A 26,131-nucleotide genomic window follows, 5' to 3' on the forward strand; every position below is an offset into this window, starting at 1 on the left:
ACCCGCGCCGCCCCCGCCCGCCCGCGGCCAGCACGCGGCCGACCAGCGCTCGGGCGCGGCGCCCGGACGGGCGGGGGCGGCGCGGGTCGTCGGGGGTCGGCGTGCCCTGGCGGGTCGTGATTCTGGACGTCGGCGAGGTCGTCGCCGCCCAGACGCTGTTCGTGGTGGTCGTCGCGCTGCTGGTCAGCTCCGGCCCGGCCCGGCCGGGCCTCGCGTCGGCCGCGCTGGGCACGGTCGCGTTCGGCCTGCCCGCGGCGCTGCTCGGCGCCCTCGCCGGGCGCCATCGGCTGCGCACCGCGTGGCGCGTGTTGCCGCGGTGGCTGCGGACCCCGCTGCTGTGCGGGATGGCGGCGTTCGCCTCGCTGGTGGCCGCCGCCGCGTTCGGGGTGGCCCTCGTCATCGCGGCCACCCTGCCCGAGGTGGCCGGCGCCGAGCGGGCGCTGGACGTCGGGGTCCTCGGCGGGCTCGGGCTCGCGGTGGCGCAGCTCGCGGTGCTGCCCAATCTGGTGTTGTGGGCGCTGGCGTACGCCCTCGGTCCGGGCTTTCACACCGGTTCGGGCCTGGTGCGCGCCGACGTCGTCCACGCCGGCCGGGTACCCGACCTGCCGGTGCTCGCGGCGCTGCCGCCGAGCGCGCTACCGCGTCCGGGCTGGCTGGCGCTGCTGGTGGTGCCGCTCGTCGCCGGAGTGGTGTGCGGGGTGATGGCACATCGCGCCACAGCGGGCGCGCGCTCGCGGGACCGGCTCGCGACCGTGCTGCTCGCCGGGGCGTGCTGCGGCCTGCTCATCGGGCTGGCCTGCCAGGCCTCGCTGGGGCGGGTGGGCGGCGGCGCGGGCGTCTACGGGCCGGCGGCGGCCTGGGCCTGCGGTCTGCTCGCCGGAGGCGAGGTGGCGTTCGTCGGCCTGCTGCTGGTCGGCGGGGTGGACCTCGCGGTGCGGCGGGCCGAGCGGCCGTTCCTCGCCCGGGACGCCGAGCCGTCCTTCTGGCGGCGCAGGATGCCGCTGCCCGGTGGCCGGACGGCGACCTGGACGTCGCGGCGCCCCGAGTGAGGCCGCGCGGGCGGGCGCGCCGGGACTCGTCGCCGGAAACTGTCGGCGGTGCCGGCTAGGGTCCGCGCAACGGATCATCTTCAGGAGGTCGTCGTGCCGGTCGCGGTCGCCCGTATCCGAGTCGAGGCTCGTCAGCTGCGCGAGCTGGGCTGGTCCTCCCGTCGCATCGCTCGCAGGCTGCAGGCTCGGCATCATCTCGGCGCCCTGGTGGCGTTCCGGCTCGCCCAGGGGTGGACGCAGGAGGAGGCGGCCCGCCGGTGGAACGAGCGCTGGCCCGCTCCCGGGCCTGCCAAGACGGGTAAGACCTGGTCGTACTGGGAGGCCTGGCCGGCCAGGGGCGGCCGCGCCCCGTCGGCTGCGGTGCTGTGGCGGCTTGCCGAGCTGTACCGGTGCCGGCCCGGAGAGCTGCTCGACGGGCCGGACTTCGGGCAGGTCGACGCCGGCGCGGACGAGTCCGCCGCGGGCTGTCGGTGCGGCGCCGGCGGGGCCGAGGACGACGTCAGCCCGGGCCTGCTGCCCCTGGCGGCTCGGCTGGCCACCGCGTCGGGGCCGGCCGCCCCGCCGGCCGCTCTGATCGAGGAGCGACTGGCCGCTCTGGTCGCCGGCTGGGCGCCCGCCGCGTGAGCCGGCGGCGGGCGAGGCCGCGTCGATGTGATGTGGCCCGGTCGATCGGCTGGCGTGGGTACTCGGAGTCAGTACAGTCGGACTCGGCGCGGTTCGTCGCCTGGCGGTTGACGGCGGCCCCCATGCGTTGACGGTGGTGTTTTGGTGGCATCGGCCGTTCCCGCGGTCCTCGCCCCGGCGCCCCTGGCGACCACGGGCCCGCGACATCGGTCCGGTCCCCGCACGGCCCTGGTCCTGATAGGTCTCACGTCCCGTTACGGAGTGTGGTGTGTCTGCTCGCCTCGTCGTTCTCGCCTCAGGCGCCGGCACCACCCTGCAGGCGATCCTCGACGCGACCGCGGACGCCGGGTTCGGTGCCACCGTCGTCGCGGTCGGGACCGATCGGCACGGCACCGGGGCGCAGCGGCGGGCCGAGGCCGCGGGCGTCCCGGTGTTCACCATCCGCCTCGAGGACCATCCCGACCGGGCCGCGTTCAACGTCGCGACGGCCGAGCGCATCGCCGCCCACCAGCCCGACCTGCTCGTGCTTGCGGGCTACATGAAGATCCTCGGCCGTCAGGTCATCGGACGCTTCCCGGCGGTGAACACGCACCCGTCGCTGTTGCCCGCCTTCCCAGGGGCCGCCGCGGTCCGCGACGCGCTGGCCGCCGGAGTGAAGGTCAGCGGGGTGACGGTGCACTGGGTCGACGAGGGGGTCGACACCGGCCCGATCATCGCGCAGCGTGCCGTGCCCGTCGAACCGGGGGACACCGAGGACACGCTGCGAGTCAGGATCCAGGGCGTCGAACGCGGCCTGTTCGTCGCCACGATCGGGGAGATCGTGCGCGCGGCCCCGGCGCGGCCGGCCGCGGCACAGGTACCGGCAGAGGTTCACGTCCAGGAGGAATCATGACGTCATCGGGCGAAGAAGTGGCCGGCCAGGGCGGGTCCGGGTCGGCCGAGGTGCTGCCCACCGGGCGCCGGCCGCTGCGGCGCGCGCTGGTCAGCGTCTACGACAAGGCCGGTCTGGAGGTGCTCGCCGAGGCATTCCTGGCGGCCGGGGTCGAGGTGGTCTCGACCGGTTCGACCGCGGACGTGCTGGCCCGCCACGGGCTGGCGGTGACGCCGGTGAGCACGGTGACCGGCTTCCCGGAGGTGCTCGGCGGCCGGGTGAAGACCCTGCATCCCCGGGTGCACGCCGGCCTGCTCGCCGACCTGCGCAACGCCGAGCATGCGGAGGTGCTCGCCGAGCTCGACATCGCGCCGTTCGATCTGGTCGTGGTGAACCTCTACCCGTTCGCCGCGACGGTGGCCGGCGGCGCCACCGAGGACGAGGCGGTCGAACAGATCGACATCGGCGGACCCGCGATGATCCGGGCCGCCGCGAAGAACCACGCGTCGGTCGCGGTGGTGGTCTCGCCGGACGACTACGCGGGGCTCGCCGAGGCCGTGCGCGGGCCAGGCTACGACCTGCCGGCACGGCGCCGCCTCGCCGCGAAGGCGTTCGCCCACACCGCGGCGTACGACGTGGCCGTGTCGTCGTGGTTCGCGGGCGTCGTCGCCCCGGACGAGGTCGCGCGGGAGACCGGCTGGCCGGACGTGCTGTCCGCGCAGTGGCGGCGGGCCGACGTCCTGCGCTACGGCGAGAACCCGCACCAGCGCGCGGCGCTCTACGTCGAGACGGGCGCCGACGGGCCGGTCGGGCTCGCCACGGCCCGCCAGCTGCACGGCAAGCAGATGTCGTACAACAACTACACCGACACGGACGCCGCGCGCCGCGCCGCCTACGACTTCACCGAGCCCGCCGTCGCCGTGATCAAGCACGCCAACCCGTGCGGCATCGCGGTGGGCTCCACGATCGCGCAGGCGCATCGCAAGGCCCACGCCTGCGACCCGGTCTCCGCGTTCGGCGGCGTCATCGCGACGAACCGGCCGGTGACCGTCGAGCTCGCCGAGCAGATCGCCGAGATCTTCACCGAGGTCGTCGTGGCGCCGGAGTACGAGCCGGGTGCCGTGGAGATCCTCGCCCGCAAGCCGTCGATCCGGTTGCTGGAGTGCCCGGCCCCGCCGCATCAGCGCGGTGTCGAACTGCGCCAGATCAGCGGCGGGCTGCTGCTGCAGTCGCGCGACGCCGTCGAGGAGCCCGGCGACGAGCCGTCCGGGTGGACGCTGGAGGCCGGGGCGCCGGCCGACGAGGCGTTGCTGGCCGACCTGCGGTTCGCCTGGCGGGCCGTGCGCTCGGTGAAGTCGAACGCGATCCTGCTGGCCGTCGACGGCGCGACCGTCGGGGTCGGCATGGGCCAGGTCAACCGGGTCGACGCGGCGCGGCTGGCGGTCACGCGCGCGGGCGACCGGGCGAAGGGTTCGGTCGCGGCCAGCGACGCGTTCTTCCCGTTCCCCGACGGGTTCGAGGTCCTCGCCGAGGCCGGCGTGCGGGCCGTCGTCGAGCCCGGCGGATCGGTGCGCGACGAACTGGTCATCGCCGCCGCTCGTGAGGCCGGGGTCACGCTGTACTTCAGCGGCGTGCGCCACTTCGCCCACTGACGAGTCCGCGAGGCGCTGCCGGCCCGGCGTCGGCGCCGGGTTCGGCGTCGTGCCGGTCCGGCATCTCGCCGGTTCGGCCGCGCGCCCGCTGCGACGGATCCGCCGCGTCACCGAAAGCGGCGGGTCCACCGCGTCGGCGGCGGGGCCGGCGGCGGTGAGACCGGAGCCCGAGCTGGCGGGTCCGGAGCTGGCGGGTCCGGAGCCGTCGGGGCCGGAGCTGACGCCTCGGGCGGCGGGGCCGCGGATGGCCGCGGGGACCCGTCCGCGTGACCTGCCGCCGTACCGGCCGACCCGGGTTTCGCGGAGGTGGCGCCGACCGGCGGCACCTCGTCGGGCCGCCCGGTGCCGGCGCTTCAGGACCCGGCGCTCGCCTCCGCGGCCGCCGAGCCCCGCCGCCCGCCGCTACCCGAGCTGCCGTTCGCCGTCGTCGCGGTGGTGGGGGTGCTCGCCGCCGCCGGGCCGCCCGGCGTGTCGCTGGTCGGCACGTAGCGCTGCGCCACCCAGTCGAGCGCGTCCCGCCAGCTCGCGCCGTAGAGCACCGAGATCCGGTCGGCCGTCTGCCGCGCCAGTGCCTGGACGAACACGCGATCGTCGCTGTCCAGGTGTCGGGCGTCGCCGAAGGTCTCCCAGGCCCGGAACATCAGTTCCTGCAGCTTCTTGCTGTGAGGCGATTCGTCTGTCACGTCGAGCTCCCTCCCGTTGGGCACCGCGGCCGGAAGTCTGCCCTAAGGGTGCACGACGTCCAAAGGTGGGGGTGTTGTGGATTGTGACTCCGATGTTCCTCGATGGGCTGGGTATGAGCGGAATTCCCGGTCTGTGGTATAAGGCCTTTGGCTCGAGGTGACCCGCTGGTCAGGCGGGCGCGGCTGGCCAGGACGGCTCGGCCGGCTCGACCGGGCTCGGGCGTACGACGCCCAGCCGCACGGCCTCGTTCGCCAGCCGTCCCCGGCGGTTCGGTCCCGGGGCGATGTCGAACTTGCGGTAGAGCCGCAGCAGGTGCTGTTTGACCGCGCCCTCGGTGACGACGAGGTCCTGCGCCATCTCGCGGGTTGACAGTGGGACGACGAAGGCGCCGGGTCTGCCTGCCGGGCGGGACAGGGCTCGCAGCACGTCCCATTCGCGGCGGGTGAGGTCCGGCGGGTCCGGCATCCGGATCTCCGCGGTGAGGACCCGTTCCGCCAGGTCGCGGCCGGCCTCGACGGTGAGTTCCAGCAGCGGCCCGGGGTCGCGCACCCGGACGCCCGCGGCGCCGAAGCGTACGACATCGCCGTCGTGCAGGATCCGCCGGCCGACCTGCTGGCCGTTGACCCTGGTGCCGTTGCGCGACAGCCCCTGGTCCCAGACGTAGAGGTACGGGCCCCGCCGCACGATCTCGGCGTGCAGCCGGGAGACGCTGGGATCCGCGAGTGGCACGTCGACCCCTGGCCCGCGACCCACCGTGGTGATCTCGGCACGCAGGGAGAAGACCTCGCCGGTGACCTCGACCCGCAGACTCGGCCCGTTCACTTCTCGTCGACCTCGCTTCCGTCTATCGCCATCCGTTTCGAGCGCCTCTGCCAGTGATCCCCGGTCGCGGGGCAGTAACACGTGGCGTTCGTCCATCCGCGGCGCAGGGTGATCTCGACCGACGCCGGGCCAGCCAGGCTCGGGGCGCCGACCCGGGCCTACCGTGTGTCCCCCCATCGGGTCATGCTGGTTGGATGGACACACCGCACCGCACCGTCCACCAGGGCGGTGGGGACCGCCGGGACGGCGCCCGCCCGTGCCCGTGCCCGTGCCCGTGCCGGGCGAGCGTGTCCACGACGATCTGACCGGCACCGGAGGTGGGATGGGGGTGTCCGACGTGGTCCGCCGGCCCGGAGCGCATCAGCCCGATCGCGGGCGGGGCGGTCCCGGCTTCCCGGACGGAGCCGGCGACGGCGGCGCGGCCGCACCGGACTTCTTCGGGGCACGCCCGCCTGCGGGGGATTACCAGAGCACCGGCGCGCACCGCGACGGCCCGTGGCGTGCCGGCGGACACGACGGTACTGGCGAGTGGCGGCGCGACGAGCCGGCCGGCGCAGGCGGGGATCACGGCGCGATCCGAGAGTACGGTGCCGGCAGGGATCATGGCGCGATCCGAGATCATGATGCTGGCCGAGACCATGGCGGCGGCGGAGGACATGGCGGCGGCCGGGAGCGCGACGCTGGCCGGGAACGTGACGCGGACCCGGGTCGCGGTGGCGATCCGGGGTGGCCGGACCGGGATCGCGGCCGCGGGGCGGCCGGCTCCGCGCTTCCGGGCGCTCCGTGGACCTCGTCACCGGCGGGCCAGGGGGGTACCGACAGCCGCGCGACCGAGCCGGTCCGCACCGTCCGCTCCCGGCCCGCGCGCCCGCGACCGACTGCCCCGGCAGGGCCGCCCGAATGGCCGGTCCCGCCCGGTGGCGACGACCATCGGCGGCCGGCCCGCCGCGAGCGGGTGGCGGAGCGGGACGGGCAGGCGGGCGGGACCGCCCAGCCGGTCGCCCGGCGGCAGACGGCCGCGGCCGGCCCCGGGGACACCGCCGCGGCGCGGTCCGGGCGGCTCCGGGCGCTGCGGTCGGCGACGATCGAGTGGCTGCGGCGGGAAGCGGTCTTCGCGGCGGTGCTCGCCGGGGTGACCCTCGGGCTGCTGCTGGTCTCCCAGGACCGCTGGCGCCGGGGACTGCTGACGGTCGGGGTGACGCTGGTGCTCGCCGGAATCGCCCGAATGACGGTGCCGGGGCGGCGGATCGGGCTGCTCGCCGTGCGCGGCCGGGTGTTCGACACCGTGCTGCTGCTGGTCCTCGGCGGGTCCGTGATCGCGCTGACCTCCGCCGTGCCCTACATCGGCCGCTGACAGACCTTCGGTGCACCGGCACCGGCACCGGCACCGGCACCGGCACCGGCACCGGCAGCGGTCAGGTCAGGTCAGGTCAGGTCAGGTCAGGTCAGCGAAGGCCGGCCATGGTGCGGCGCATGGCCAGGCGGGTGAGAGAGCTCGCCGGGATCGTCCCGCGGCCCAGCCCGATCTCGACCAGCGTGTCGTAGAGCTCGGTGCGGGTGCGGGCGGCGCGCACCGCGCCGTCCATCATCGTGCGGCTGCGGCCGATGAGCCCGGCGAGCAGCGTGGTGTGCCGCAGGTGCCGCCCGAGTTCCGCGTCGAGCGAGCGGCGGTACAGCCGGCCGGCGGCGGTCGGCTGGGCGACGCCGACGGCCGCGCGCCCGGCCAGCGAGCCGGACAGCAGCGCGTAGTAGATGCCCTCGCCGGTCAGCGGGTTGATCAGGGAGGCCGCGTCCCCGGCAAGCAGCACCGGGCCGGACGGCTGGCGCGGCCGGTGGGTCGACAGCGGCAGGTGGTGGGCCCGCAGCGTGGCCGGATCCGCCGGGGTGTGCGGCAGCATCCGGGCGAGCGTGCGGTGCAGCACCGTCTTGGCGCTCGCACCGTCGTCGCCGCGGCCGAGCTGGGAGCGCAGCATCCCGTAGCCGATGTTCGCCCGCCCGTCGCCGATCGGGAACGACCAGGCATAGGCCGGCCAGCCCTCGTCCGTCATGTGGATGAACTGCTCGGGCGGTCGGTCGTCGGCGGGCAGCTCCGCATAGGCGCGCACGGCGATCGCCATCGCCTCCGGCGGGTTGGCGGGCAGTCCCAGGCCGCGGCGCACGACGGAGTTCGCCCCGTCGGCGCCGATGACGACCCGGGCGGTCAGCGCGCCGTTGACGACCACGACCGGTTCCCGCCCACGCCCGTCGAGCCGGGGCCGGTCGGTCAGCTCCAGGGTGCGTACCCGACGGCGGAGCAGCTGCGCGCCCCGCGCGCGGGCCGCGGCGACGAGCCGGGCGTCGAACACCTCCCGGGGCACCACGTAGCTCGCCCGGGCCGACGGGGTGGCGACCTCGGCGCCGCCCGGAGTGCGCAGCCGCATCCGGTCGACCGGCCGGTAGCCGGCCACCGCGTCGGTCACGCCGAGGTCGCGCAGCACGTCGAGGCCGTGCGGGGCGATGCCGTCGCCGCAGGTCTTGTCCCGGGGGAAGGCCGCCGCGTCGGCGATGACGACGCTGGCGCCCGGGCGCTCCCGCAGCGCCGCGAGGGCCGCGGCGCACCCCGCCGGACCACCCCCGACGACGAGCACGTCGATACGGTCCGGGAGGTCGACGTGCTCGTCGATCCGCACGATCGGCGTGGCCATGGTGATCGTGCCGGAGTCCTTCGCCGGCCCCGCCGGAGCGGGGCGCCTGCCGGACGGCTCGGACGGGGGGGACGCGGTCTGCACGACCGCCAGTCTCGCAGCCGCCGGCCCGGACCTGATCGAGCGCCCCCGTCGCGACCGCCCCGCGGCCGGGAAGTTCGTACAGTGCGGGACATGGAGGCACTGGAGCGGGTTTCGCGGTGGCCCGTCGAGACGGTCGCGGTCAGCGTGCTCGGACGCGGTGACGGCGACGAGGGCCCCGCCGGCGGGTCCGCCGTGCGGGAGCTCGGTCAGACGGGGCCGGCGCAGCGGCCTTTCCGGCTGGCCTCGGTGTCCAAGCTGCTGGCCGCCTACGCGGTGCTGATCGCCGTCGAGGAGGGCGCGTTCGGCCTCGACGACGAGGTCGGGCCGGGCCCGGCCACCGTGGCGCAGCTGCTCGCGCACGCCTCCGGGCTGCCGTTCGAGGGCGAGGGACCCCGTGCGGCGCCGGGCGCCCGGCGGATCTACTCGAACGCCGGCTTCGACCGGCTGGGTGAGGTGCTCACCGGGGCCACCGGGATCGCGTTCGCCGACTACCTGGCCGAGTCGGTCTTCCGGCCGCTGGGCATGGACGGCGCCCAGCTGGTCGGCCCGCCCTCCCACGGCGTGACGGCGACCCTCGCCGACCTGCGCCTGTTCGCCGCCGAGCTGCTCGCGCCGGCGCTGCTGTCGCCCGCGACGTTCGCCGCCGCGACCACGGTGGCGTTCCCGGGCCTGGCCGGAGTGCTGCCGGGTTTCGGCCGGCAGAACCCCAACGACTGGGGCCTCGGCTTCGAGATCCGTGGCCACAAGACGCCGCACTGGACAGGCACCGCGAACTCTCCCGAGACGTTCGGGCACTTCGGCCAGGCCGGCACGTTCCTTTGGGTGGATCCCGTCGTGGGGTTGGCGTGCGTCACACTGTGTGATCGCGATTTCGGGGAATGGGCTCGCCAGCTCTGGCCACCCCTCTCGGATGACGTGCTCGCGTCGGCCCGCCCGCAGGCGGTGAATCCGTCGCCGTGACGCGGCGGTGACCGGCCTGCGAGGGCTGGTCGACCCGGGCTGCGTATCGGATTTCTCCGCGCATCGCCGGGTGCGGGATGTTTGGTTGTGCCCTCTTTGCTCCGGTCTGCGGGCGTGCTGGAGGCGGTCTGCCGGTCCGTGGGAGACGGACCGGGTCCCTGGGCCATGATGTCGGCATGCTTCCTTGCCGACACCGATCCCGACGGCCGGTCTCCGACCCGGCGATGACGTGCCTGCAAGCACGGAGAGTGACGACCTCTGGTGGGTGGGTCGCGGCCGCCGCGCCGCCGGTCGCGCATGGCTGAACGACCGAGCGGCCGTGCGGTGCCCGCGTACGCGTCTGAGCCCGCGTACGCGTCTGAGCCTGCCTATGGGGCCGAGCCTGCCTATGGGGCCGATCCGGGATACGGCGGGGCGGCCCCGGGGTACGGTGCTGACGCGACGTTCGCCGGCCAGCCGTCGCCGGGGCCGGTTCCGGTGCGGGCGGCCGATCCGGCGCGCCCGTCCGACGCCGTCGGCCTGGCCGACATCGGGGTCGCGATCGGGATACCCGAGCCGTACCGCACCCAGTTGCAGGACTGGCGGGAGCGCCTCGGCGATCCCAACGCCAGCCTGATCGTGCCGCACGTCACCCTGCTCGGGCCGACCACGGTCCGCCTCGCCGACCTGCCGGCCATCGAGCGTCACCTGGCCCGCGCGGCCGAACCGAACGACGCGTTCACGATCCGACTGTGCGGAGCCGGGACGTTCCGCCCGCTGTCCCCGGTCGTGTTCGTCGCGCTCATCGCGGGGGCCGCCCGGTGCGCGGCGCTGGCCGCGGCGGTGCGTTCCGGCCCGCTGGACCGGCCGCTCGCGTTCCCTTACCACCCGCACGTCACCGTGGCCCATGACATCGCGGCGGACGGCCTGGACCGTGCCTACGACGCGCTCACGGACTACCGGGCGCAGTTCGACGTGCGGGGCTTCGGGCTCTACGAACGGGGCGCTGACCTGCGCTGGCGGGAGCTACGCTTCTTCCCGTTCGGCGGGCGGGTGGGCGCACCGGGCGGTGGGGAGCCACCGGCCGGCGCCGACGCCCGGGAGTAGTCGATCGTCTGCCAGGAGTGAGCGAGCATCGTCGGGGGGACATCGACGGATGTGACGAGGTCTCGTGAGGCGATGAGGGCAGGTGTCGGAGCGGTGTCCGGCGCGGCCGAGGAAGTGCGGGCACGGCGCCCGTTCCTCGACCATGCGATCCGTGCCTACACGCGGTACACCGAGGACGGTGGGGACCGACTCGCCGCAGCGGCGACGTACTACGCGTTCCTGTCGTTCTTTCCGCTGGTCGCGCTGGCGTTCGCGGTCACCGGCTTCGTGGTGGACGCCTACCCCGGCGTGCACGCCAGCCTGACCAGGCAGATCAACGACTACCTGCCGGGGCTCGCGGACCGGCTCGACGTCGCCTCGATCGGCAACGCCAAGGTCGGCGTCGGCATCATCGGGCTGATCGCACTGCTGCTGGCCGGGCTCGCCTGGATCGACGCGCTGCGCGACGCGGTACGGCTGGTCTGGCACCAGGACACCGACTCGGGCAATCTCGTCACCCGCCGGCTGCGCGACATCACCGTGCTCGGCGGCCTGGGACTCACCCTGCTGGCCTCGCTCGTGGTGACGAGCCTCGCGACATCGGCGACCGGGGACGTGCTTGACCGCGTCGGGCTGTCCGGCAGCGGCGCGGCGGGCGCGGTCGCGGCCGTCCTCGCCGTGCTCCTCGCCCTCGCCATCGACGCCGCGGTGTTCCTCTACCTGTTCTGGCGCCTGCCGCGGCACACGGACCGGCACCGCGCGGCCCGCGGCGCGCTGCTCGGAGCCGTGGGCCTGGAGATTCTCAAGATCGCCGGTACCTGGCTGGTCGGGCAGACGATGAGCAACCCGGTCTACGGCACCTTCGCGGTGATCGTCGGACTGCTCATCTGGATCAACATCGTGATGCGATGGACACTGTACGTCGCCGCGTGGACGGTGACGGCGCCCTACGACTCCGACATCCACCCGTCCGGCACCGCGGGCGCCGCGCCCGCCGGCGTTCAGCGGCCGGAGGAGTCCCCGAACCTGGACGAGCCGTCGAGCCGCCGGCCGCCTGACCGCTCGTCGCCGAAGGGCTCGTCCGCGGCGGTGTCGCGGTAGGAGCCGGCATCGGCGGTGCCAGGGCCGATGCCCTCGACGACGAACCCGTCGGCGGGGTGCGCGAGATAGCCGGCTGGTCCGTGCCCAGCGGAGCGGGGACGAGGCGTGTCCCGCCCGCGGTCGTCGTATCCGTGGCCGCCGTACCTGAGACCGTCGGGGCCATGACCTTCGGGACCGTGGCCTTCGGGACCGTGGCCTTCGGGACCGTGGCCTTCGGGACCGTGGCCTTCGGGACCGTGGCCTTCGGGACCGTGGCCGTCGGGACCGAGGTCGTCGTACGCGGCGTCTCGTGGGTGGCCGTCACGCGGGTAGCCGCGGTGGACACCGACGTCATGGGCGTCGACGCCGTACACGCCGCCGACGGCGTGCCCGTCGGCGTCCCCGGCGTCGGGACGATCGCCGTCATGACCGTCGCCGTAGCGGTCGTCGCCGTAGCGGTCGTCGCCGTAGGGGTCGTCGCCGTAGGGGTCGTCGGGGGCGTCGCGTCGACGGGGAACGGCGCCGCGGAGGTTGAGGGCCTGGGTGCGCGGGTCGTGACGATCGCGTTCGCGGGCGGGCCGGCGGGGGTCGTCCCCGCGGCGGCGGCCGGGGATGTGGTGCGGCGCCGGGTCGTGGGTATCGACGCCGGCCATCCGCCGGATCGGTCTGGTGGGCAGGTCCCCACGGGTGACCACCCGGGTACCCGCGATGGTCGGGTCCGCGAGGCTCCTGGTCCGGCCGCGCCGCACGGCCGCAGCCGCGGCGGGCGGCCGGTCGCCCCGGCTGGGACCGCTCGGCCGGGACCGGTCGCCGACGTGGCCCGCCGCGCCCAGCGGACGGACCAGCGGGCCGGTGGGCATGGCGGCGGTCGCCGGGCCGGGACCGGCCCGCGCGGTCGCCCCGCGCCGGCGCCGCAGGCCGCGCGCCAGCAGGATCGAGGGGACGGCCACAGCCGTCAGCGCGAGCGCGATCCAGGTCGTCGGGCCGACGCCGGTGAGGATGCCGCGCTGCCCCGGCCGGGGGCGCGGCGCGACCGCGGCGGTGCCGGGCCGGGCGGCGGCGGGGGCGGCGGTGTCCTCGCCCGGCTGGCCGGCGGCCTTCGGCAGGTAGGCGACCGGGGTGACCCGACCGTCGTTCGCGAAGCCCCAGTCGAGCAGCGCGCGGGCGTCCGCGTCGAACAACGGGGCGGTGCGCAGCAGGGCGACGACGAGAGTGCGCCCACCACGGGTCGCGGCTCCGACGAAGGTCGCGCCGGCGGCCACCGTGTAGCCGTTCTTCACGCCGATGGTGCCGTCGTACCGGCCGAGCAGCAGGTTGTGGTTCTGGATCTCGAAGCGCTGGCCGCCGCGACCGGGCAGGGACGCCCGCGGGATGGTCAGGTATCCCCGCACGCTCGGGTCGTTGATCGCGGCCCGGCCGAACACGGCCAGATCGTGGACACTCGTGAGCTGGCCCGGGCTGTCCAGACCGGTGGGGTCGCCGGCGACCGTGTCGCGTGCGCCCAGGGAGGCGGCGAGGGCGTTCATCCGGGCGAGCACGGCGGTCGAGCCGCCGGCGGCGTCGACGAGCGACACCGTCGCGTCGTTGCCGCTGGCGATGAGCATCGCGGTGGCGAGGTCGCGCACCGGGTATCCGACGCCGGGTACGAGGCCGACCTTCGTACCGTCGACCCGGGCGGCGTCCTCGCCCACCGGGACGATCTTGTCCGCGGGCAGGCCCGGCAGGATCGACAGCGCGGTGAGGATCTTCATGGTGCTGGCCGGCATGTCCCGGTTGTGCAGGCCTGAGGCGGCCAGGATGGCACCGGTGCCGGCATCGGCGACGAGCCAGTACCGGGCGGCGAGATCGGCGGGCGGCGCGGACGCGGGGAGCGTGCCCGGAGCCGCTGTGCCCGCCGCGGCCGTGCCCGGTGTGGCGGCCGCCGGCGCAGCGGGGGCCGGGGTGGCGGCGCCGGCCATTCCGGGCCCACTGACCATGAGCGCCGCCAGCAGGCCGAGGCTCGCCGCAGCCATCCGCGCGCCGCGCCGCCATCGACCGGTGGCGCCCGCAGGCGGAGTGGGACGGGAGCGACACGACCGGCCGGCACGCACCTGCCGCACGCTACTGGCTCGGACCGCGCCTATGCGGGCAGTCGTCGGACGTGTCGCGTGCGGGTACCCGCTGAGGGCGGATCACCCTTTTTGTTGAGTTCTGCCGCCCGTCGAGTGGATACCGCGCGTGATGAGCCGCGGTGATTGCCCCGCCTTCGGCCTCGGCCTGGGTGGCTGTGGCGGCGCCGGCCTCGAGCTCGGCGGTGGTCGCGCCCGTGGTCGAGGCGGCGAGGGCGGCTCGCGCACGGCGGGCACCCTTGCTCCGCCTGGCCCCGCGGGTGGTGGAGACACCGCCCGCTTCGGGCGCGAGAGCGGCCCCGTTGCCCCGCGTCTTGGCCGCGGTCCTCCCCGTCCCGGTGACCCCCGCGGTGCGGGCCACATCCGCCGCACCCTGCGGATCAGGTATACCCGAAGCTCCCGCCGCGCCCGTCACCTCCGCCGTCCCGGCGGCGACCGCGGCGCTGGCGGGAACCGCCGCGGCCGCGGACGGCACCGCCACCAGTGACGCGCGGATCGCCTCGAGCAGCAGGCCCTCCAGATCGCCGCGCAGCGCCTCCAGCTGACCTGCCAGCTCGCCGCGGACGTACTGGCGGGTCGCCGCCTCGCTCTGGGCGAGGCGCAGCGCGGCGACCTCGCGCGTCAGGAACTCGGTGTCCTCCCGCATCCGCCCGGCTACCGCCCGGTCCTCGGTGAGCGCGGCCCGGTCCCGGTCGTCCTGGCGGTTCTGCGCCAGCAGGATGAGCGGCGCGGCGTACGCCGCCTGGGTGGAGAAGGCGAGGTTCAGCAGGATGAACGGGTAGGGATCCCAGCGCATCAGCGGGACGGCGATGTTCAGCGCGATCCAGACGATGACGACACCGGTCTGGATCGTGAGATACCGCCCGGTGCCGAGGAACCGCGCGATGGTCTCCGCGAAGCGGCTCACACTCTCCCGGTCGACCCGGGGGAACGGAACGGATCTGCCGGCGTCCGGCAGGTCGAGGCGCTCGGCGCGCAGACCCCGACGGTCCGTGGTCCGCGATGCGGTGATGGCCATGGAAGCTCCCCATCCGCGCGCGGGCGATCGCCGCCGGTGCGCGCACTTCTCGAGCTGGCCGCGCGGCATCGTTGCCACGGCGGCCCCAGGTCGACACGACGTCATCGACCGCACCTGCTCGTGCACTGCCCGGCCCGGGCGTCGGGGGCCGGTGGATGTGAGGGAGCCGCGGTTCACCGCCGACGCGGACATACGCAGTCGGCGGCCCGGCCGGGTGAGGACGGACAGGCCGTCATCACCCAGCCTGGGAAGGACCGGCGACGTGACATCGTCGCCGGAGGCGAACCGCGGGCCGGATCACGGCCGGCTTCCGGGCAGTGCCCCGGGGGAGTCGTCGACCCCGGGATCGTGGACGTGAGCTGGGCGCGCGATGCGCGCCCAGGCCGAGGACTCAGCCCTGGCCGACGCCCACGAGCAGGAAGCGGCCTTTACTGGAGCACCCGCCAGGACTCACAGCGGCCACCTCCTCGCGTTGGTCCTCCGTGGAGGAGATTGCGGAGCGTGTCAAGGATAACCGGCCGGCATCGGACCGGACCTCCCGGGGTATCCGTGATCTCTGTCGCGAAGGAGTCACCTCGGGCGTACGTCACGTTTCGCGCGCGCCGGTGGCTGGGCGGAGCGCAGGCGGGTGATGCCAGAGGGTGTGCGGCGGCCGCGGTGGTGACATCGCGGGCGGATGCGTGAGAAGTCCGATCTCCGGGTACGTCGTTGCCCGTCCGTGGACCGGGCCGGGTGGGCCGCGGGAGTCTCCGTGCGGGCGTTGTTCCGCGTCGTCCCAGGTCAGCCCGGGTGCCGGGCGGTTGGCCGTACCTGAGCCGGTCCGCGGCGGTGGGTGACCCGTGGTGGGTGACGGTGGTCGGTGGGAGGAATCAGGTGAAGGTCAGCGGATGCGCGCGGTGCGGCCAGCTCGTCTTCTTCGAGAACACCGCCTGTCTGCGGTGCGAGGCGCCGTTGGGATTCGATCCCGGCCAGGGCCGCGTTGTCACCCTGATGGCGGACACCTCGTCCGGCTCAGGGGAGCCCGATGGTGACCTGCCCGGCGTGCTGCGGGAACTGCCGCCGGTGGCGGTGAGCGCCGGCGTGGCGGAGCGCGACCGACGTCGGTACCGCCGATGCGCGGGCGCCCGCGCGGCCGGGTGCAACTGGCTCGTCGCCGCCCCGGCGGACCGGGCCGACGACCCGGACCACCCGGACCACCCGGACGAGCTGTGCGCGTGCTGTCGGCTGACGCGCACCCGGCCCGCGGACACCGACGAGGTGGGCCGGGAGCGGTTCGCGCGGGCCGAGGCGGCCAAGCGGCGGCTCGTCGCCCAGCTGCTCGACCTCGGCCTGCCCGTCACCTCCCAGCTCGACGATCCCGAGCGGGGACTCGCGTTCGACCTGCTGAACAGCGCCGACCACCCGGTGGTGACCGGGCACAGCGACGGCGTCATCACCCTGGACCTGGCCGAGTCGGACGACGCCCACCGCGAGCGGGTCCGCACCCGGCTCGGTGAGCCGTACCGCACGCTGCTCGGGCACTTCCGGCACGAGGTCGGGCACTACTTCTGGTCGTCGCTCGTGGCCGACGAACCGGACCGCGCGGCCCGCTTCCGCGCCCTGTTCGGCGATCCGGACATCGACTACGCGGCCGCCCTGCGCCGCCACTACGCCGAGGGTCCACCGCCGGCCTGGGACCAGACCCATGTCAGTGCCTACGCCACCATGCATCCGTGGGAGGACTGGGCCGAGACCTTCGCCCACTACCTGCACATCCGGGACACGCTGCGGACGTCGGCGGAGTTCGGCCTACATGTCGACGGACCCGATCTGGCCGCCTTCGGGGTCGCGCCAGACCACCACGCCGCCGAGCCCGGCGATCCCGCCGCCGTTCGGGCCGGCGGCGGGATCGCCGGGATCATCAGTCAGTGGCTGCCGTTGACGTACGCGCTCAACGCGATCAACCGGAGCATGGGCCGCGACGACCTCTACCCGTTCGTGCTCACCGCCGCGGTCCAGGCCAAGCTCGCGTTCGTCCACGACGCCATCGCCGCGTCCGCCGGCGAGGTCACGCCTCGGCCGCGGGAGGCGGTCACGGAGACGCAGACGGCGACACGGGTGGTGGGGACACGGGTGGCGGGGACGCGGGATAGAGCTGCCGCAGCATCGGCAGGAAGGTCTTCACCGCCGGATCGTCGGTGATCGGCCGCGCGCCGCCCAGCACCACGAAGCCGTGCCGGGCGTAGAGCCGGCGGGCGGGCAGGTTGCGCGGCGCCACCCACAGCCTGACCGCCTCCGCCCCCGACCGCCGGGCCCAGTCGAGCGCCGCCCTCAGCACCTCGTCGCCGGCGCCGCTGCCGCGGGCCGCGGGTGACACCCACATCGCGGCCACCTCGCGCAGCCAGGGCCGGCCGGCCGGCGTCAACCCCTGCACCATGCCGACCGCGTCCCCGCCCTGTTCGGCGATCGCCACCAGCCGGGTGGGGGAGTCCGCGCCAGCGGCGGCGAGGCGCGCCCACTCCTCGGGCGGCTGGGCGCGAGCCACCTCGAGGGTGTGCCAGAAGGCGGCCGGCGCGTCGGCGAGGGCGGCCAGCCGCAGCCGGCACAGCAGCGGACCCTCGTCCGGCCGGATGGCGCGGGCCCGGATGCCCTTCGTCACAGCGGCTCCCTCTCTCGGCGGCGGCCTCACCTGTCCCCGGCAGAGCAGAACGAGCGATCCACCGGGATTGTCCCGACACGTCCCGGACCGGCCACTACGCGACCGGACCGGCCTCGCGCCGGTGTTCGGCGCTGGACGTAATCGGCGCGACCTTTGGCTCAAACAGCCCCCGGGCGGCCCCGCCAACACGGATACTGATCACAGCGGCGGGAGGGCGGAGGAGTCGCCGGAGATGATCCATCGTGGGTAGGCCGGTCTCACTCATCGTGCGGCAGGACGGTCCCTCGTGGTCGGCCTGGTCGCCCCAGTACCCCGGCCTCGCCATGGTGCAGCCGGCCACCGCGGACCTGCGGGCGGTGCTGCCCGAGGTGCTCGGCTGGTACTTCGGGGAGGACGCGCGGATCGAGCCCCGGGTGCACTGCGAGCGCGAGGCGCATGGCGTCGTCGTCCGCATCGCCCAGGATGAGCACGTCTACGAGCGGGAGCTGGTCGCCGAGCGGCTGGGTGAGGCGCTCGGCTCGGCCGGCCAGCGGGCGCGGCTGTCCTCCGCGACGCTCGGTGGCGGTGGCGGCGTCACTCTGGTCTGCGCCCTGCAGTCCGACCGGGTCTCCTGGCTCGCCGAGCAGATGGAGGAGGACGACGCCGTCATCGCCCTGCTTCCGGTCGCGGAGTCGATGCTGTGGGCCGTCCGCTTCGGTGTGGGTGATGACGCCGCCGACGGCGACGAGGCGACCGTCTCGCTGTCGGCCTACCCGCCGTCGACCACCCTCGGGGAGATCCTGCGCACCTACGCCGGCCCCCGCGAGCACCTCCACCGATGAGGGCAGGCTCAGGCGCGAGCCGGAGGAGAACGCCGTCCACATGTGCGTCACGGCTTCCGAGCGCGGTCGGCGTCTGAAGGGGGGTCACCTGGCAGGTGGCCTTGTGAGCTGTGTACTGCGGGCGGTTGCGGTGGCCGTGCCAACAGGAGAGCGGGCACGCGGCTCCGGCTGCTGATCCACTCCTCGACGCTGGCGTCGAGATGTCCGGTGACACGCAGTAGATCGCGATGGAGGGTCGCGAGCGGCCGACTGTGAATCGGTTCGTGGTGCGCGACGCGGTTGCGGAGTCGAACGAGGTCACGTCCACGAGGCTGTCGACGGGGCTGTAGATCCGGGTTCGTTGCGCCGGGCGGAGGTTCGGAAACGCGCGGCGGAGTGCGGGAGTCCACAGGGTCGTCTCGTAGCGCCTGGTCAGGAGGTAGCGCCAGAAGCCGAACGTCAGCTCGGCGATCATTCGACCGGGCGTGATGACTTTCCCGTCGCGACGCAGCCTGGCGTAGGCGTCGGCGACGTCCCGCCGTCGGTGGGCTTCGAGGATGCCGGCCGGGTCGTCGAACCACTGGCCTGGCCTTCGCTGGCGCTGATGCCAGAGGGTGAGCTGGTCGTGCAGCGCGTTGCGCAGGACGATCTCGAAGAGCCCGAGGACCTCGTGGAACGCGGCGCTGATGCTGCTGTTCCACTCGTACAGGGCCACTGCCTGCTCAAGATCGTGGTTGCAGGCCCGTTCGTACGGATCGAGGCGCTCGGCGCTCAGCCTGCGCCGGATCTGGACCGCGAGAACGTGCGGCGGAGTCAGAGCGTTCGACATCGGGCTACCGGTCTTCTACACTGTGCAGTGGACACCCCGGATGGCCTCTACCGCTCAAGGCGGCAAGCCCCCGGGGTTTTGTCTGTGCGTTCACCTTATGGTGATCAACGTGTCCGAACTCGCGTCCCCACACGAAGACCACAGCTCGCGGCCGGTGCCAGGCTGGTGGGGTCACTCTGTCGAAGCGTGCGTCCTGGTTCCTGGTCGCGGTGGGTGTGTGGTCGTGGGCGATCTGGCCGAACTTGTAGAACATTTACTTATGACCTAGGTACGGAGCCGTGTCTCCTCGTGTCCTGGCGGCATTCGTCCCCCTATGGACGCCTACGCTGGGGCCGCATCCCTGATCATGGTGCGGAGGTACCGGTGAAAGCGTTCCCTCGAACTGCTGGTGACGGAAGCTACGGTCGGCGAGACTCGACCTTCGTGTCGTCGTGACTGGAGAGTTCCCGTCGCTGAAGGCTCGGCAGCTCCTGCGCGTGCTCGGGCGGCTGGGGTACCGGGTGACCAGGCAGGACGGCTCGTCGCACCGGTGGCTGGAGGCGGACGGGCGCCCGCGGCTCCGGTTGGCGTTCCACGATCGTGTGACTGTTGGTCCGGGTCTGGTTCGTCAGATACTGGTGAAGCAGGTGGGCCTGACCGTGGAGGAGGCACTGGAGGTGATCCACGGTGACTAGGGCGATCACAGTGATCGTGCGGCGGGATGGCGAGTCCTGGTCGGCGTGGTCGCCGCAGTGCCCTGGGCTCGCGGTTGCGGAGCCGACCGCGGCGGAGCTGCGTGGGGCCCTCCCCGAGGCGCTTGCCTGGTACTTCTACGGAGACTTTGACTTCGAGATCCTCGTGCATCTCGAGCAGGAGCTGCGTGGGGTCGTTGTTCGGATCGCTCAGGACGACTTCCTATGGGAGCGGCAACTGGTCGCGGAGCGGCTGGGGGCTGCGCTCGGCGTTGAGGACCAGGCCGAGCAGTTGCGGGCGGCGCCGGCGAACTCCGCAGGGGAGGTCGTCTACGTCTGCGCGCTGCCGAGCGACTCGATCTCCTGGCTAACGGCTCAGACTGAGGAGATTTCCGATCCGGTCGTGGTTGCTCTGCCGGTGGCCGAGTCGATGCTGTGGACTCTGCAGCTCGGTGGCGGGCGCCGGACTGGTGCTGGGACAGCCGGCGCGGGCTACCCGCCAGACACGACATTCGGCGAGATCATGACGACATTCACCGGGCCTGGGCTGAAGCTCAGCGCATAGGAGTCTCGGCGATCCGACATCGGGACCTGGCTGCGCTCGCCGTGCTCGACTTCACGCGGAACAAACGTCTTTGATCGGTTAGGTCCTCCCGCTCGGGTGCGAAGCTGGTCCGGTGACTCTGTCGAAGCGTGCGTCCTGGTTCCTGGTCGCGGTGGGTGTGTGGTCGTGGGCGATCTGGCCGAATTTCCTGCGCAACATCTGGAAGGACGATCGTTCCTGGGACAACGGGCCGACCGGTTTCTTCGCGGTCCACCTGGTCCTGACGGTCGTCTCCCTGGTCGTCGGCACCGTGGTCGGCTGGATCGGCGTGCGCGGGGCGCGGGCGGCCCGTCCGCACCCCGCCGCCGAGACGACCGCACCGGACCAGTTGATCAGCTCGGGCCGCTGACCTCCTCGCCTTCGCTGGTCGCCGTTCTGTCGGACGCGTCGGGTAGAACGTCGTTCCATGGTGGTGGAGGGGACGGCGGTCCCGGGCGTGACGGCGGCGGTACGAGCGCCGGTGGCGGCACGGGGGTCGGAGGACCTGCGGGAGCGGGCGGAGGGGCTGCTGCGGGAGCTCGCCGGGCCCGCGGCCGTGTTGCGTGACGACCAGTGGCGGGCGATCGAGGCGCTCGTCACCGACCGGCGCCGGGTGCTGCTCGTGCAGCGCACCGGCTGGGGGAAGTCCGCGGTGTACTTCCTCGCCACCGCGCTGCTGCGGGGCACCGCCGCCGCTGACGGGGAGGGCGGCGATGCCCGGCCGCGGGCCGGCGGTGATGCGGGGTCGCGGGACGAGGGCGGGGACGGGCCGCGAGCTGGCGGCGTGGGAGAGCGGTCGACGGCCGGCGGCGTGGCGCTGGGCCGGCCGGGGCCGACGGTGATCGTCTCGCCGTTGCTGGCCCTCATCCGCAACCAGGCGGCGGCCGCGGGTCGGCTCGGCATCCGCGCGGGCGAGATCCATTCCGGCAACGTCACCGAGTGGGACGAGGTGTACGCGGCGCTGCGGGCCGGCGAGCTCGACGTGCTGCTCATCGGCCCCGAACGGCTGAACAACCCGACCTTCCGGGACGACTACCTGCCCGAGCTCGCGGCCACCACCGGCCTGCTCGTCGTCGACGAGGCCCACTGCATCTCCGACTGGGGGCACGACTTCCGGCCCGACTACCGCCGTCTTCGCACCCTCATCGCCGGCCTGCGTCCCGGCGTCCCCGTCCTGGCCACCACCGCCACGGCCAACGAACGCGTCGTCGCCGACGTCAGTGAGCAGCTCGGCGGCGCCCCCGGCGTCCCGGGCCCGCCGCCGGCGGGCGGCCCCAGCGGCGCCGCAGGCCCGGACAGCGCCGTGGACATGGGCGGCACCGTCGGGCTGGGCGGCACCGTCGGGCTGGGCGGCACCGTCGGTGTGGGCGGCACCGTCGGTGTGGGCGGCACCGTCGGTCTGGGCGGCACCGTCGGGACGGGCCGCACCGAAGGTCCGGACGGAGCCGCCGACGGGGCAGGGACGCTGGTGTTGCGGGGGACGCTGGACCGGGAGAGCCTGCGCCTCGCCGTCGTCGCGCTGGCGCGGGCCGAGGAGCGGTTCGGCTGGATCGCCGAGCGGCTGCGGGAACTGCCCGGCTCCGGGATCGTCTACACGCTGACCAAGGCCGCCGCCGAGGAACTGACGGCCTTCCTGCGCGCGGAGGGGCACGCGGTCACCTGCTACCACGGTGGCACCGAGGCGGCCGAGCGGATCGCCGCGGAGGAGGACCTGCTCGCCGACCGGGTGAAAGCCCTCGTCGCGACCAGCGCGCTCGGGATGGGCTTCGACAAGCCGGACCTGGGGTTCGTCGTCCACCTGGGCGCGCCGGCGTCGCCGGTGGCCTACTACCAGCAGATCGGCCGGGCCGGGCGGGCCGTCGACACCGCCGAGGTGATCCTGCTGCCGGCCACGGAGGATCGCGACATCTGGCGCTACTTCGCCGACACCTCCTTCCCGCCCGAGCGCGTCGTGCGGACCGTGCTCGCCACGCTCGCCGACGCCCGCGGCCCGCTGTCCACCCAGGCGCTGCTGACCTCCGTCGACCTGGGGCCGGGCCGCCTCGACCAGATGCTCAAGGTTCTCGACACCGACGGGGCCGTCATGCGGGTCCGCGGCGGCTGGACGGCGACCGGGCAGCCCTGGTTCTACGACGAGGAGCGCTACCGACGGGTCGCCGCCGCCCGGGCGAGTGAGCAGCAGGCGATGCTCGACTACCTCGCCACCCAGGGCTGCCGGATGGAGTTCCTGCGCCGCCAGCTCGACGACCCGACCGCCGCGCCCTGCGGCCGGTGCGACCGCTGCACCGGCCGGGTGTGGGCGTCCACGGTCTCGGCCGAGGCGGCCGGGCGGGCCCGCGCGGAGCTGATGCGCCCGGGCGTCGTCGTCGAGCCGCGCCGGATGTGGCCGACGGGCATGAGCCGGCTCGGCGTGGCCGCGTCGGGGCGGATCCCGGCCGGGGCGGGCGCCGAGCCGGGGCGGGTGCTCGCGCGGCTCGGCGACATCGGATGGGGCAACCGGCTGCGGCCGATCTTCGCCGCGGGTGCCGCGGACGAGCCCCTGGCACCCGATCTGGTGGAGGCGGTCGTCGGCACGCTCGCCGGCTGGGGCTGGTCGCGGCGGCCGGTGGCGGTGGTGGCCGTCGCCTCCCGGGGGCGTCCCCGCCTGGTCGGGAGCCTCGCCGAGCGGATCGCCGCGATCGGACGGCTGCCGCTGCTCGGCCAGCTCGACCGGGTCGCCGGCGGTCCGTCCGCCGGGGAGGTCCACAACAGCGCGCACCGCCTCGCCGGGCTCTGGGCCGCCTTCGCCGTCCCGCCGGGCCTCGCGGCCGCGCTGGCGGAGGTCGACGGCCCGGTCCTGCTCGTCGACGACCGGATCGTCACCGGCTGGACGATGACGGTGGCCGCCCGCCTGGTGCGGCAGGCGGGCGCGCCGGCGGTGCTCCCGTTCGCCCTCGCCACCGACGCCGTCTGACAGTGAGGAGCCGGAGCCGGTCCGGCCGCCACCGTCAGGAGTGATCGCGGTCACCGAGCAGCGGCAGCGAACCCGCGGCTTTGGTGGCGCCTTTGCGGTAACGCCACAACGTATTTTACTGATTATTCTTTCATGATGAGGTTGATGCGTTACGTGCCCGCGCAACCGGTAAGCGCGCCTTTCTGTGACATCGGTGTGAATTCCGCGCCCAGGGCATGGACATGCTCCGTAGCCGTCCTAGCCTTGGCGGGCGGGCGTTTCGAGACCGGTCCGCGGTGGCAGGTCGGACGAGACGAAAGCGGGCGCTGATCGATCATGTGGGACTTTGAGCGCTGCACCGCCATGGTGAGGGGAGGTGGGCGGGGGTACGTCGCCCACCGGTGCGGGAAGCGGGCGATCGAGAAGGACCCGGACGGGCTGTGCCGCACGCATCGCCTGGAGCGGGAGGGCGCGCAGGACTCCGACGCGGACGAGCGCACCTGGCGGCGCGGCAAGGAGACGGAGCGGCGGCTCATGGAGCTCGCCGGCCACCTCGGCGACTTCTACCGCCTGCCCGTCACGATCGAGTACGACGAGTCCGAGCCGACCCGGCCGCCGACCGGGAGGCTGCTGATCCAGCCCGACGACCTGCTGCGGGTGCTGCGGGCGCAGGATCTGATGCCCCGCCGCGCGGTCTGATCCAGCCCCGCGCCCGGATGGGCACGCGCGTTTCTCCGAAAACACACCCTGACCCTGGGACGCCCGCGGCGCCGCATCATGCCCGCGGTGGTGACGCCCGCCGGGTTCTGGCGACGGAAACGACGTGAAAACACGGTTCCGTGCGGGCCCGCGGGATCGACAGCTCGCTGGCCGGCCGGCCGCGCGCCGGCCGGACATTCACTATCGGACGATCCGGGTCACCGCTGCGATGATCGTTATGGCGCCGTGGGCGGTGTCGGCGGGGGAGTGGGCGCGCCCGCGGAGGGCGAGGACGGCTTGCCCGTCGCTGACGTCGGCGCGGAGCTCGGCGACGGGCCTCTGGGCGAGGTGGACGTGGCCGAGGGCGTCGCGCTGGGCGTGGGCTCCACGGTGGCCGTCGCCGAGGGCGGCGCCTCTGTCTGCGTCGGCTCGACGGTCTGCGTCGGAGTGTTTCGCGGCCGGCGGGGGGTGTGCCGCGGCGCGTCCGGGGTGACGAAGACCGGAGCGGTGTACGCCGGCAGCGTGGCCGAGGGGACGGTCTGCGCCGCGGTGGGTGGGGCGGTCGTCTCCTGGGCGCCGACGTCGTTGTGGCCGCCGGACGAGCCGCCGCCGGACAGCGTCGCCAGGGCGATGATCGCGCCGGCGAGGGCGACGACCGCGCCCGCCGCGATGGCGATCGTCATCCGGCGCCGCCGGGCCGCGTCGTCGCCCTGCCGCCAGCCGTCGCCGGGCCCGCCGGGGGGCGGGGAATCGGCGCGCCGCCGAGCCTCGTCGAGCGGGACCAGACCGGCCGCGTGATCGTCGTCGAGCAGGCCGAGATCGGCGGCCCCGACCATGGGGAGGGTGCCGATGCGGGTCTCGTCGTCCGCGCCGCCCCGGACCGCACCGGTGGCCTGGCCGGACATCCCGACCTGGGTGTGCGCGTCGTGGTGATCGCCTGCCTGGGGACCGGTCCGCCGTGGCGGGGCCGCCTGGGCGGACGCGCGGCCGCCGCCGGTCGCGGGTGAGATGGCGGTCTCGTCCGCGGCCGCGGACGAGACCACCGGGTCGGCCGTGATCTCAGCCTCGCCGGGTGCGGCGGATCCCAGGACCGGCGCGGGCAGCGGCGGGGTGTCGGCCCGCGGCCCGGTGCCGCGGGAGCGGCCGTCCGGCCCGGTCCGCGGCATCGCGGAGGCCGGCCCGGGCGCGCCGCCGGTGGCCGGACCGCCGCCGGGCGCCGCCTGGGCGGGCCGGTCCGCCGCGTCGTCGAGGTTCTCCAGGCCGACGTCGGCCGCGCTCGGGCCCTCGTCGTCCTCGCCGCGGGACCGGGCGTGCATCACCGAGGCGGGAACCGGGTTGGCGTTGCGGGCGACGGGGATGAGCCGGCGGCGGATCTCCGTGACGTCGGGGCGCTCCTCCGCCGGGCGGTCCATCAGATCGCTCAGGAGGTTGCGCAGGGGACCCGCCAGCCGGAAGGCGCGGCGCCGACCCTCGACGACGGCGGTGAGCACCGCGTAGGTCTCCGGGCCCTCGAACGGTGGCTGGCCCTCGACGGCGGAGTACAGCGTCGCGCCGAGGCCCCACAGGTCGCTGGCCGGGCTGCCGGACGAGCCGCGGACCCGCTCGGGGGCGATGTAGGCGGGGGAGCCGACGAGCGCGCCGGTCCCGGTGAGGGTGACATCGCCCTCGGTGGCGGCGATGCCGAAGTCGGTGAGGCGGACCCGGCCGTCCCGGCCGAGCAGGACGTTGCCCGGCTTGACGTCGCGGTGCAGCACGCCGGCGGAGTGGGCGGCGGCGAGCGCGTCGGTCAGCGCCAGGCCGATGGCCGCGACCTGGTCGAACGGCAGCGGGCCATGGTTGCGGATCACGTCGCCGAGGCTGTCCGCGTCGACGAGCTCCATGACGATCCAGTGCCGCTGGTGCTCCTCGACCACGTCGTACACGGAGACGATGGCGGGGCTGTGCAGCCGGGCCAGCGCGCGCGCCTCGCGCAGGACACGGGCCCGGATGGCGTCGCGCTCGTTCTGCGCGCCGGCCATCGGGACGAGGATCTCCTTGATGGCCACCGGCCGCTGGAGGAGCTCGTCCTCACCACGCCAGACGACACCCGCTCCACCCCGCCCGATGGGCGTGTCGAGACGGTAGCGCTGAGCTACGTAACGAGGCGTGCCATGCCGGTCGGTGTCCGGGGGCACGCTTGCCGATTTGGCCATCGTGTCAAGTCTGACAGACGGACGGATCCGCGTGCCTGACGGCCTGCGTGCTTCCCGTCGCGACGAGAGTCGGAAGTCCGGCGAAT

At 74.5% G+C, this 26,131-nt stretch carries 24 protein-coding genes; 16 read left to right on the plus strand and 8 right to left on the minus strand.

Annotation, left to right across the window (positions count from 1 at the left end; all coding sequences use genetic code 11):
* The 4 genes from AC6EXY_RS02855 to purH all read left to right on the plus strand — a co-directional run.
* A partial coding sequence (locus AC6EXY_RS02855) for a cell division protein PerM (RefSeq protein ID WP_499842285.1) occupies positions 1–1,049 on the plus strand: 1,049 nt, incomplete at its 5' end.
* A 93-nt stretch (positions 1,050–1,142) separates the two neighbouring features.
* Complete coding sequence (locus tag AC6EXY_RS02860; protein ID WP_101831703.1) at positions 1,143–1,673, plus strand: helix-turn-helix domain-containing protein; 531 nt, start codon at positions 1,143–1,145, stop codon at positions 1,671–1,673.
* A gap of 268 nt (positions 1,674–1,941) precedes the next feature.
* The gene (gene purN / locus AC6EXY_RS02865) at positions 1,942–2,565 is read left to right on the plus strand and encodes a phosphoribosylglycinamide formyltransferase (protein WP_101831702.1); all 624 of its coding nucleotides are present in this window, start codon (positions 1,942–1,944) and stop codon (positions 2,563–2,565) included.
* Entirely contained in the window at positions 2,562–4,196 is a 1,635-nt protein-coding gene (gene purH / locus AC6EXY_RS02870; protein ID WP_101831701.1) for a bifunctional phosphoribosylaminoimidazolecarboxamide formyltransferase/IMP cyclohydrolase, read from the plus strand. Before purN ends, purH begins: the two co-directional genes overlap by 4 nt.
* A gap of 353 nt (positions 4,197–4,549) precedes the next feature.
* On the opposite strand, the gene AC6EXY_RS02875 is transcribed toward purH, so the two are convergent.
* The 3 genes from AC6EXY_RS02875 to AC6EXY_RS02885 form a co-directional block, all read right to left on the minus strand.
* Positions 4,550–4,879: a hypothetical protein gene (locus AC6EXY_RS02875; RefSeq protein WP_101831725.1), complete on the minus strand. Its 330-nt coding sequence runs from the start codon at positions 4,877–4,879 to the stop codon at positions 4,550–4,552.
* A 169-nt stretch (positions 4,880–5,048) separates the two neighbouring features.
* Positions 5,049–5,702 carry an FHA domain-containing protein gene (locus AC6EXY_RS02880; RefSeq protein WP_101831700.1) on the minus strand — a complete coding sequence of 218 codons (654 nt, stop codon included), beginning with the start codon at positions 5,700–5,702 and terminating at the stop codon, positions 5,049–5,051.
* Between the two features lie 181 nt (positions 5,703–5,883).
* Positions 5,884–6,270 (minus strand): hypothetical protein, encoded by a 387-nt coding sequence (locus tag AC6EXY_RS02885; protein WP_499842286.1) that lies wholly within the window; start codon positions 6,268–6,270, stop codon positions 5,884–5,886.
* 387 nt (positions 6,271–6,657) lie between these two features.
* Between AC6EXY_RS02885 and AC6EXY_RS02890 the strand changes: the two genes are divergently transcribed.
* Positions 6,658–7,056, plus strand: a complete 399-nt coding sequence (locus AC6EXY_RS02890) for a DUF3017 domain-containing protein (RefSeq protein ID WP_499818915.1) — start codon at positions 6,658–6,660, stop codon at positions 7,054–7,056.
* A gap of 91 nt (positions 7,057–7,147) precedes the next feature.
* Here AC6EXY_RS02890 and AC6EXY_RS02895 read toward each other — a convergent pair whose 3' ends face one another.
* Positions 7,148–8,386 carry an NAD(P)/FAD-dependent oxidoreductase gene (locus AC6EXY_RS02895; RefSeq protein WP_243407469.1) on the minus strand — a complete coding sequence of 413 codons (1,239 nt, stop codon included), beginning with the start codon at positions 8,384–8,386 and terminating at the stop codon, positions 7,148–7,150.
* A gap of 174 nt (positions 8,387–8,560) precedes the next feature.
* Between AC6EXY_RS02895 and AC6EXY_RS02900 the strand changes: the two genes are divergently transcribed.
* The 3 genes from AC6EXY_RS02900 to AC6EXY_RS02910 all read left to right on the plus strand — a co-directional run bounded on the left by AC6EXY_RS02900 (position 8,561) and on the right by AC6EXY_RS02910 (position 11,596).
* On the plus strand, positions 8,561–9,430 hold the full coding sequence (locus tag AC6EXY_RS02900) for a serine hydrolase domain-containing protein (RefSeq protein ID WP_101831723.1): 870 nt from the start codon (positions 8,561–8,563) through the stop codon (positions 9,428–9,430).
* Positions 9,431–9,907: 477 nt separating this feature from the next.
* Positions 9,908–10,516 carry a 2'-5' RNA ligase family protein gene (locus AC6EXY_RS02905; RefSeq protein WP_101831697.1) on the plus strand — a complete coding sequence of 203 codons (609 nt, stop codon included), beginning with the start codon at positions 9,908–9,910 and terminating at the stop codon, positions 10,514–10,516.
* A 72-nt stretch (positions 10,517–10,588) separates the two neighbouring features.
* On the plus strand, positions 10,589–11,596 hold the full coding sequence (locus AC6EXY_RS02910; protein ID WP_101831696.1) for a YihY/virulence factor BrkB family protein: 1,008 nt from the start codon (positions 10,589–10,591) through the stop codon (positions 11,594–11,596).
* Here AC6EXY_RS02910 and AC6EXY_RS02915 read toward each other — a convergent pair.
* Positions 11,497–13,587: a D-alanyl-D-alanine carboxypeptidase family protein gene (locus AC6EXY_RS02915; protein WP_499842287.1), complete on the minus strand. Its 2,091-nt coding sequence runs from the start codon at positions 13,585–13,587 to the stop codon at positions 11,497–11,499. The two genes, AC6EXY_RS02910 and AC6EXY_RS02915, sit on opposite strands and share 100 nt — an antisense overlap.
* 88 nt (positions 13,588–13,675) lie before the next feature.
* Positions 13,676–14,701, minus strand: coding sequence for a DUF1003 domain-containing protein (locus AC6EXY_RS02920; RefSeq protein ID WP_243407468.1), 1,026 nt, complete (start codon positions 14,699–14,701; stop codon positions 13,676–13,678).
* Positions 14,702–15,574: 873 nt separating this feature from the next.
* Between AC6EXY_RS02920 and AC6EXY_RS02925 the strand changes: the two genes are divergently transcribed.
* A complete protein-coding gene (locus AC6EXY_RS02925; RefSeq protein ID WP_499818885.1) occupies positions 15,575–16,882 on the plus strand; it encodes a zinc-binding metallopeptidase family protein in 1,308 nt (435 codons plus the stop codon).
* On the opposite strand, the gene AC6EXY_RS02930 is transcribed toward AC6EXY_RS02925, so the two are convergent.
* On the minus strand, positions 16,773–17,339 hold the full coding sequence (locus AC6EXY_RS02930) for a GNAT family N-acetyltransferase (RefSeq protein WP_499818886.1): 567 nt from the start codon (positions 17,337–17,339) through the stop codon (positions 16,773–16,775). The genes AC6EXY_RS02925 and AC6EXY_RS02930 overlap by 110 nt on opposite strands.
* A 242-nt stretch (positions 17,340–17,581) precedes the next feature.
* Between AC6EXY_RS02930 and AC6EXY_RS02935 the strand changes: the two genes are divergently transcribed.
* The 7 genes from AC6EXY_RS02935 to AC6EXY_RS02965 all read left to right on the plus strand — a co-directional run bounded on the left by AC6EXY_RS02935 (position 17,582) and on the right by AC6EXY_RS02965 (position 23,853).
* Positions 17,582–18,160, plus strand: coding sequence for a hypothetical protein (locus AC6EXY_RS02935; RefSeq protein ID WP_101833561.1), 579 nt, complete (start codon positions 17,582–17,584; stop codon positions 18,158–18,160).
* 984 nt (positions 18,161–19,144) lie between these two features.
* Complete coding sequence (locus AC6EXY_RS02940) at positions 19,145–19,216, plus strand: hypothetical protein (protein ID WP_499818891.1); 72 nt, start codon at positions 19,145–19,147, stop codon at positions 19,214–19,216.
* A gap of 183 nt (positions 19,217–19,399) precedes the next feature.
* Entirely contained in the window at positions 19,400–19,642 is a 243-nt protein-coding gene (locus tag AC6EXY_RS02945) for a type II toxin-antitoxin system HicA family toxin (protein WP_101834170.1), read from the plus strand.
* Complete coding sequence (locus AC6EXY_RS02950; RefSeq protein WP_499818887.1) at positions 19,635–20,204, plus strand: hypothetical protein; 570 nt, start codon at positions 19,635–19,637, stop codon at positions 20,202–20,204. Before AC6EXY_RS02945 ends, AC6EXY_RS02950 begins: the two co-directional genes overlap by 8 nt.
* 112 nt (positions 20,205–20,316) lie before the next feature.
* Positions 20,317–20,592, plus strand: a complete 276-nt coding sequence (locus AC6EXY_RS02955) for an SCO4848 family membrane protein (RefSeq protein WP_499818888.1) — start codon at positions 20,317–20,319, stop codon at positions 20,590–20,592.
* A gap of 111 nt (positions 20,593–20,703) precedes the next feature.
* A complete protein-coding gene (locus AC6EXY_RS02960) occupies positions 20,704–23,175 on the plus strand; it encodes a RecQ family ATP-dependent DNA helicase (protein WP_499842288.1) in 2,472 nt (823 codons plus the stop codon).
* Positions 23,176–23,490: 315 nt separating this feature from the next.
* Positions 23,491–23,853: a hypothetical protein gene (locus AC6EXY_RS02965; protein WP_207770203.1), complete on the plus strand. Its 363-nt coding sequence runs from the start codon at positions 23,491–23,493 to the stop codon at positions 23,851–23,853.
* 236 nt (positions 23,854–24,089) lie between these two features.
* On the opposite strand, the gene AC6EXY_RS02970 is transcribed toward AC6EXY_RS02965, so the two are convergent.
* Complete coding sequence (locus AC6EXY_RS02970) at positions 24,090–26,045, minus strand: serine/threonine-protein kinase (RefSeq protein ID WP_499818890.1); 1,956 nt, start codon at positions 26,043–26,045, stop codon at positions 24,090–24,092.
* Between the last annotated feature and the right edge of the window lie 86 nt (positions 26,046–26,131).

It is taken from the genome of Frankia sp. RB5 (assembly GCF_059816245.1).

Excerpts from the sequence above, each read along its gene's own strand:
- AC6EXY_RS02910 (WP_101831696.1), top strand. The coding sequence starts at position 10,589 with ATGAGGGCAGGTGTCGGAGCGGTGTCCGGCGCGGCCGAGGAAGTGCGG.
- AC6EXY_RS02920 (WP_243407468.1), bottom strand. The coding sequence starts at position 14,701 with ATGGCCATCACCGCATCGCGGACCACGGACCGTCGGGGTCTGCGCGCC.
- AC6EXY_RS02915 (WP_499842287.1), bottom strand. The coding sequence starts at position 13,587 with ATGGCTGCGGCGAGCCTCGGCCTGCTGGCGGCGCTCATGGTCAGTGGG.
- AC6EXY_RS02900 (WP_101831723.1), top strand. The coding sequence starts at position 8,561 with ATGGAGGCACTGGAGCGGGTTTCGCGGTGGCCCGTCGAGACGGTCGCG.
- AC6EXY_RS02965 (WP_207770203.1), top strand. The coding sequence starts at position 23,491 with ATGTGGGACTTTGAGCGCTGCACCGCCATGGTGAGGGGAGGTGGGCGG.
- AC6EXY_RS02895 (WP_243407469.1), bottom strand. The coding sequence starts at position 8,386 with ATGGCCACGCCGATCGTGCGGATCGACGAGCACGTCGACCTCCCGGAC.
- purH (WP_101831701.1), top strand. The coding sequence starts at position 2,562 with ATGACGTCATCGGGCGAAGAAGTGGCCGGCCAGGGCGGGTCCGGGTCG.
- AC6EXY_RS02970 (WP_499818890.1), bottom strand. The coding sequence starts at position 26,045 with ATGGCCAAATCGGCAAGCGTGCCCCCGGACACCGACCGGCATGGCACG.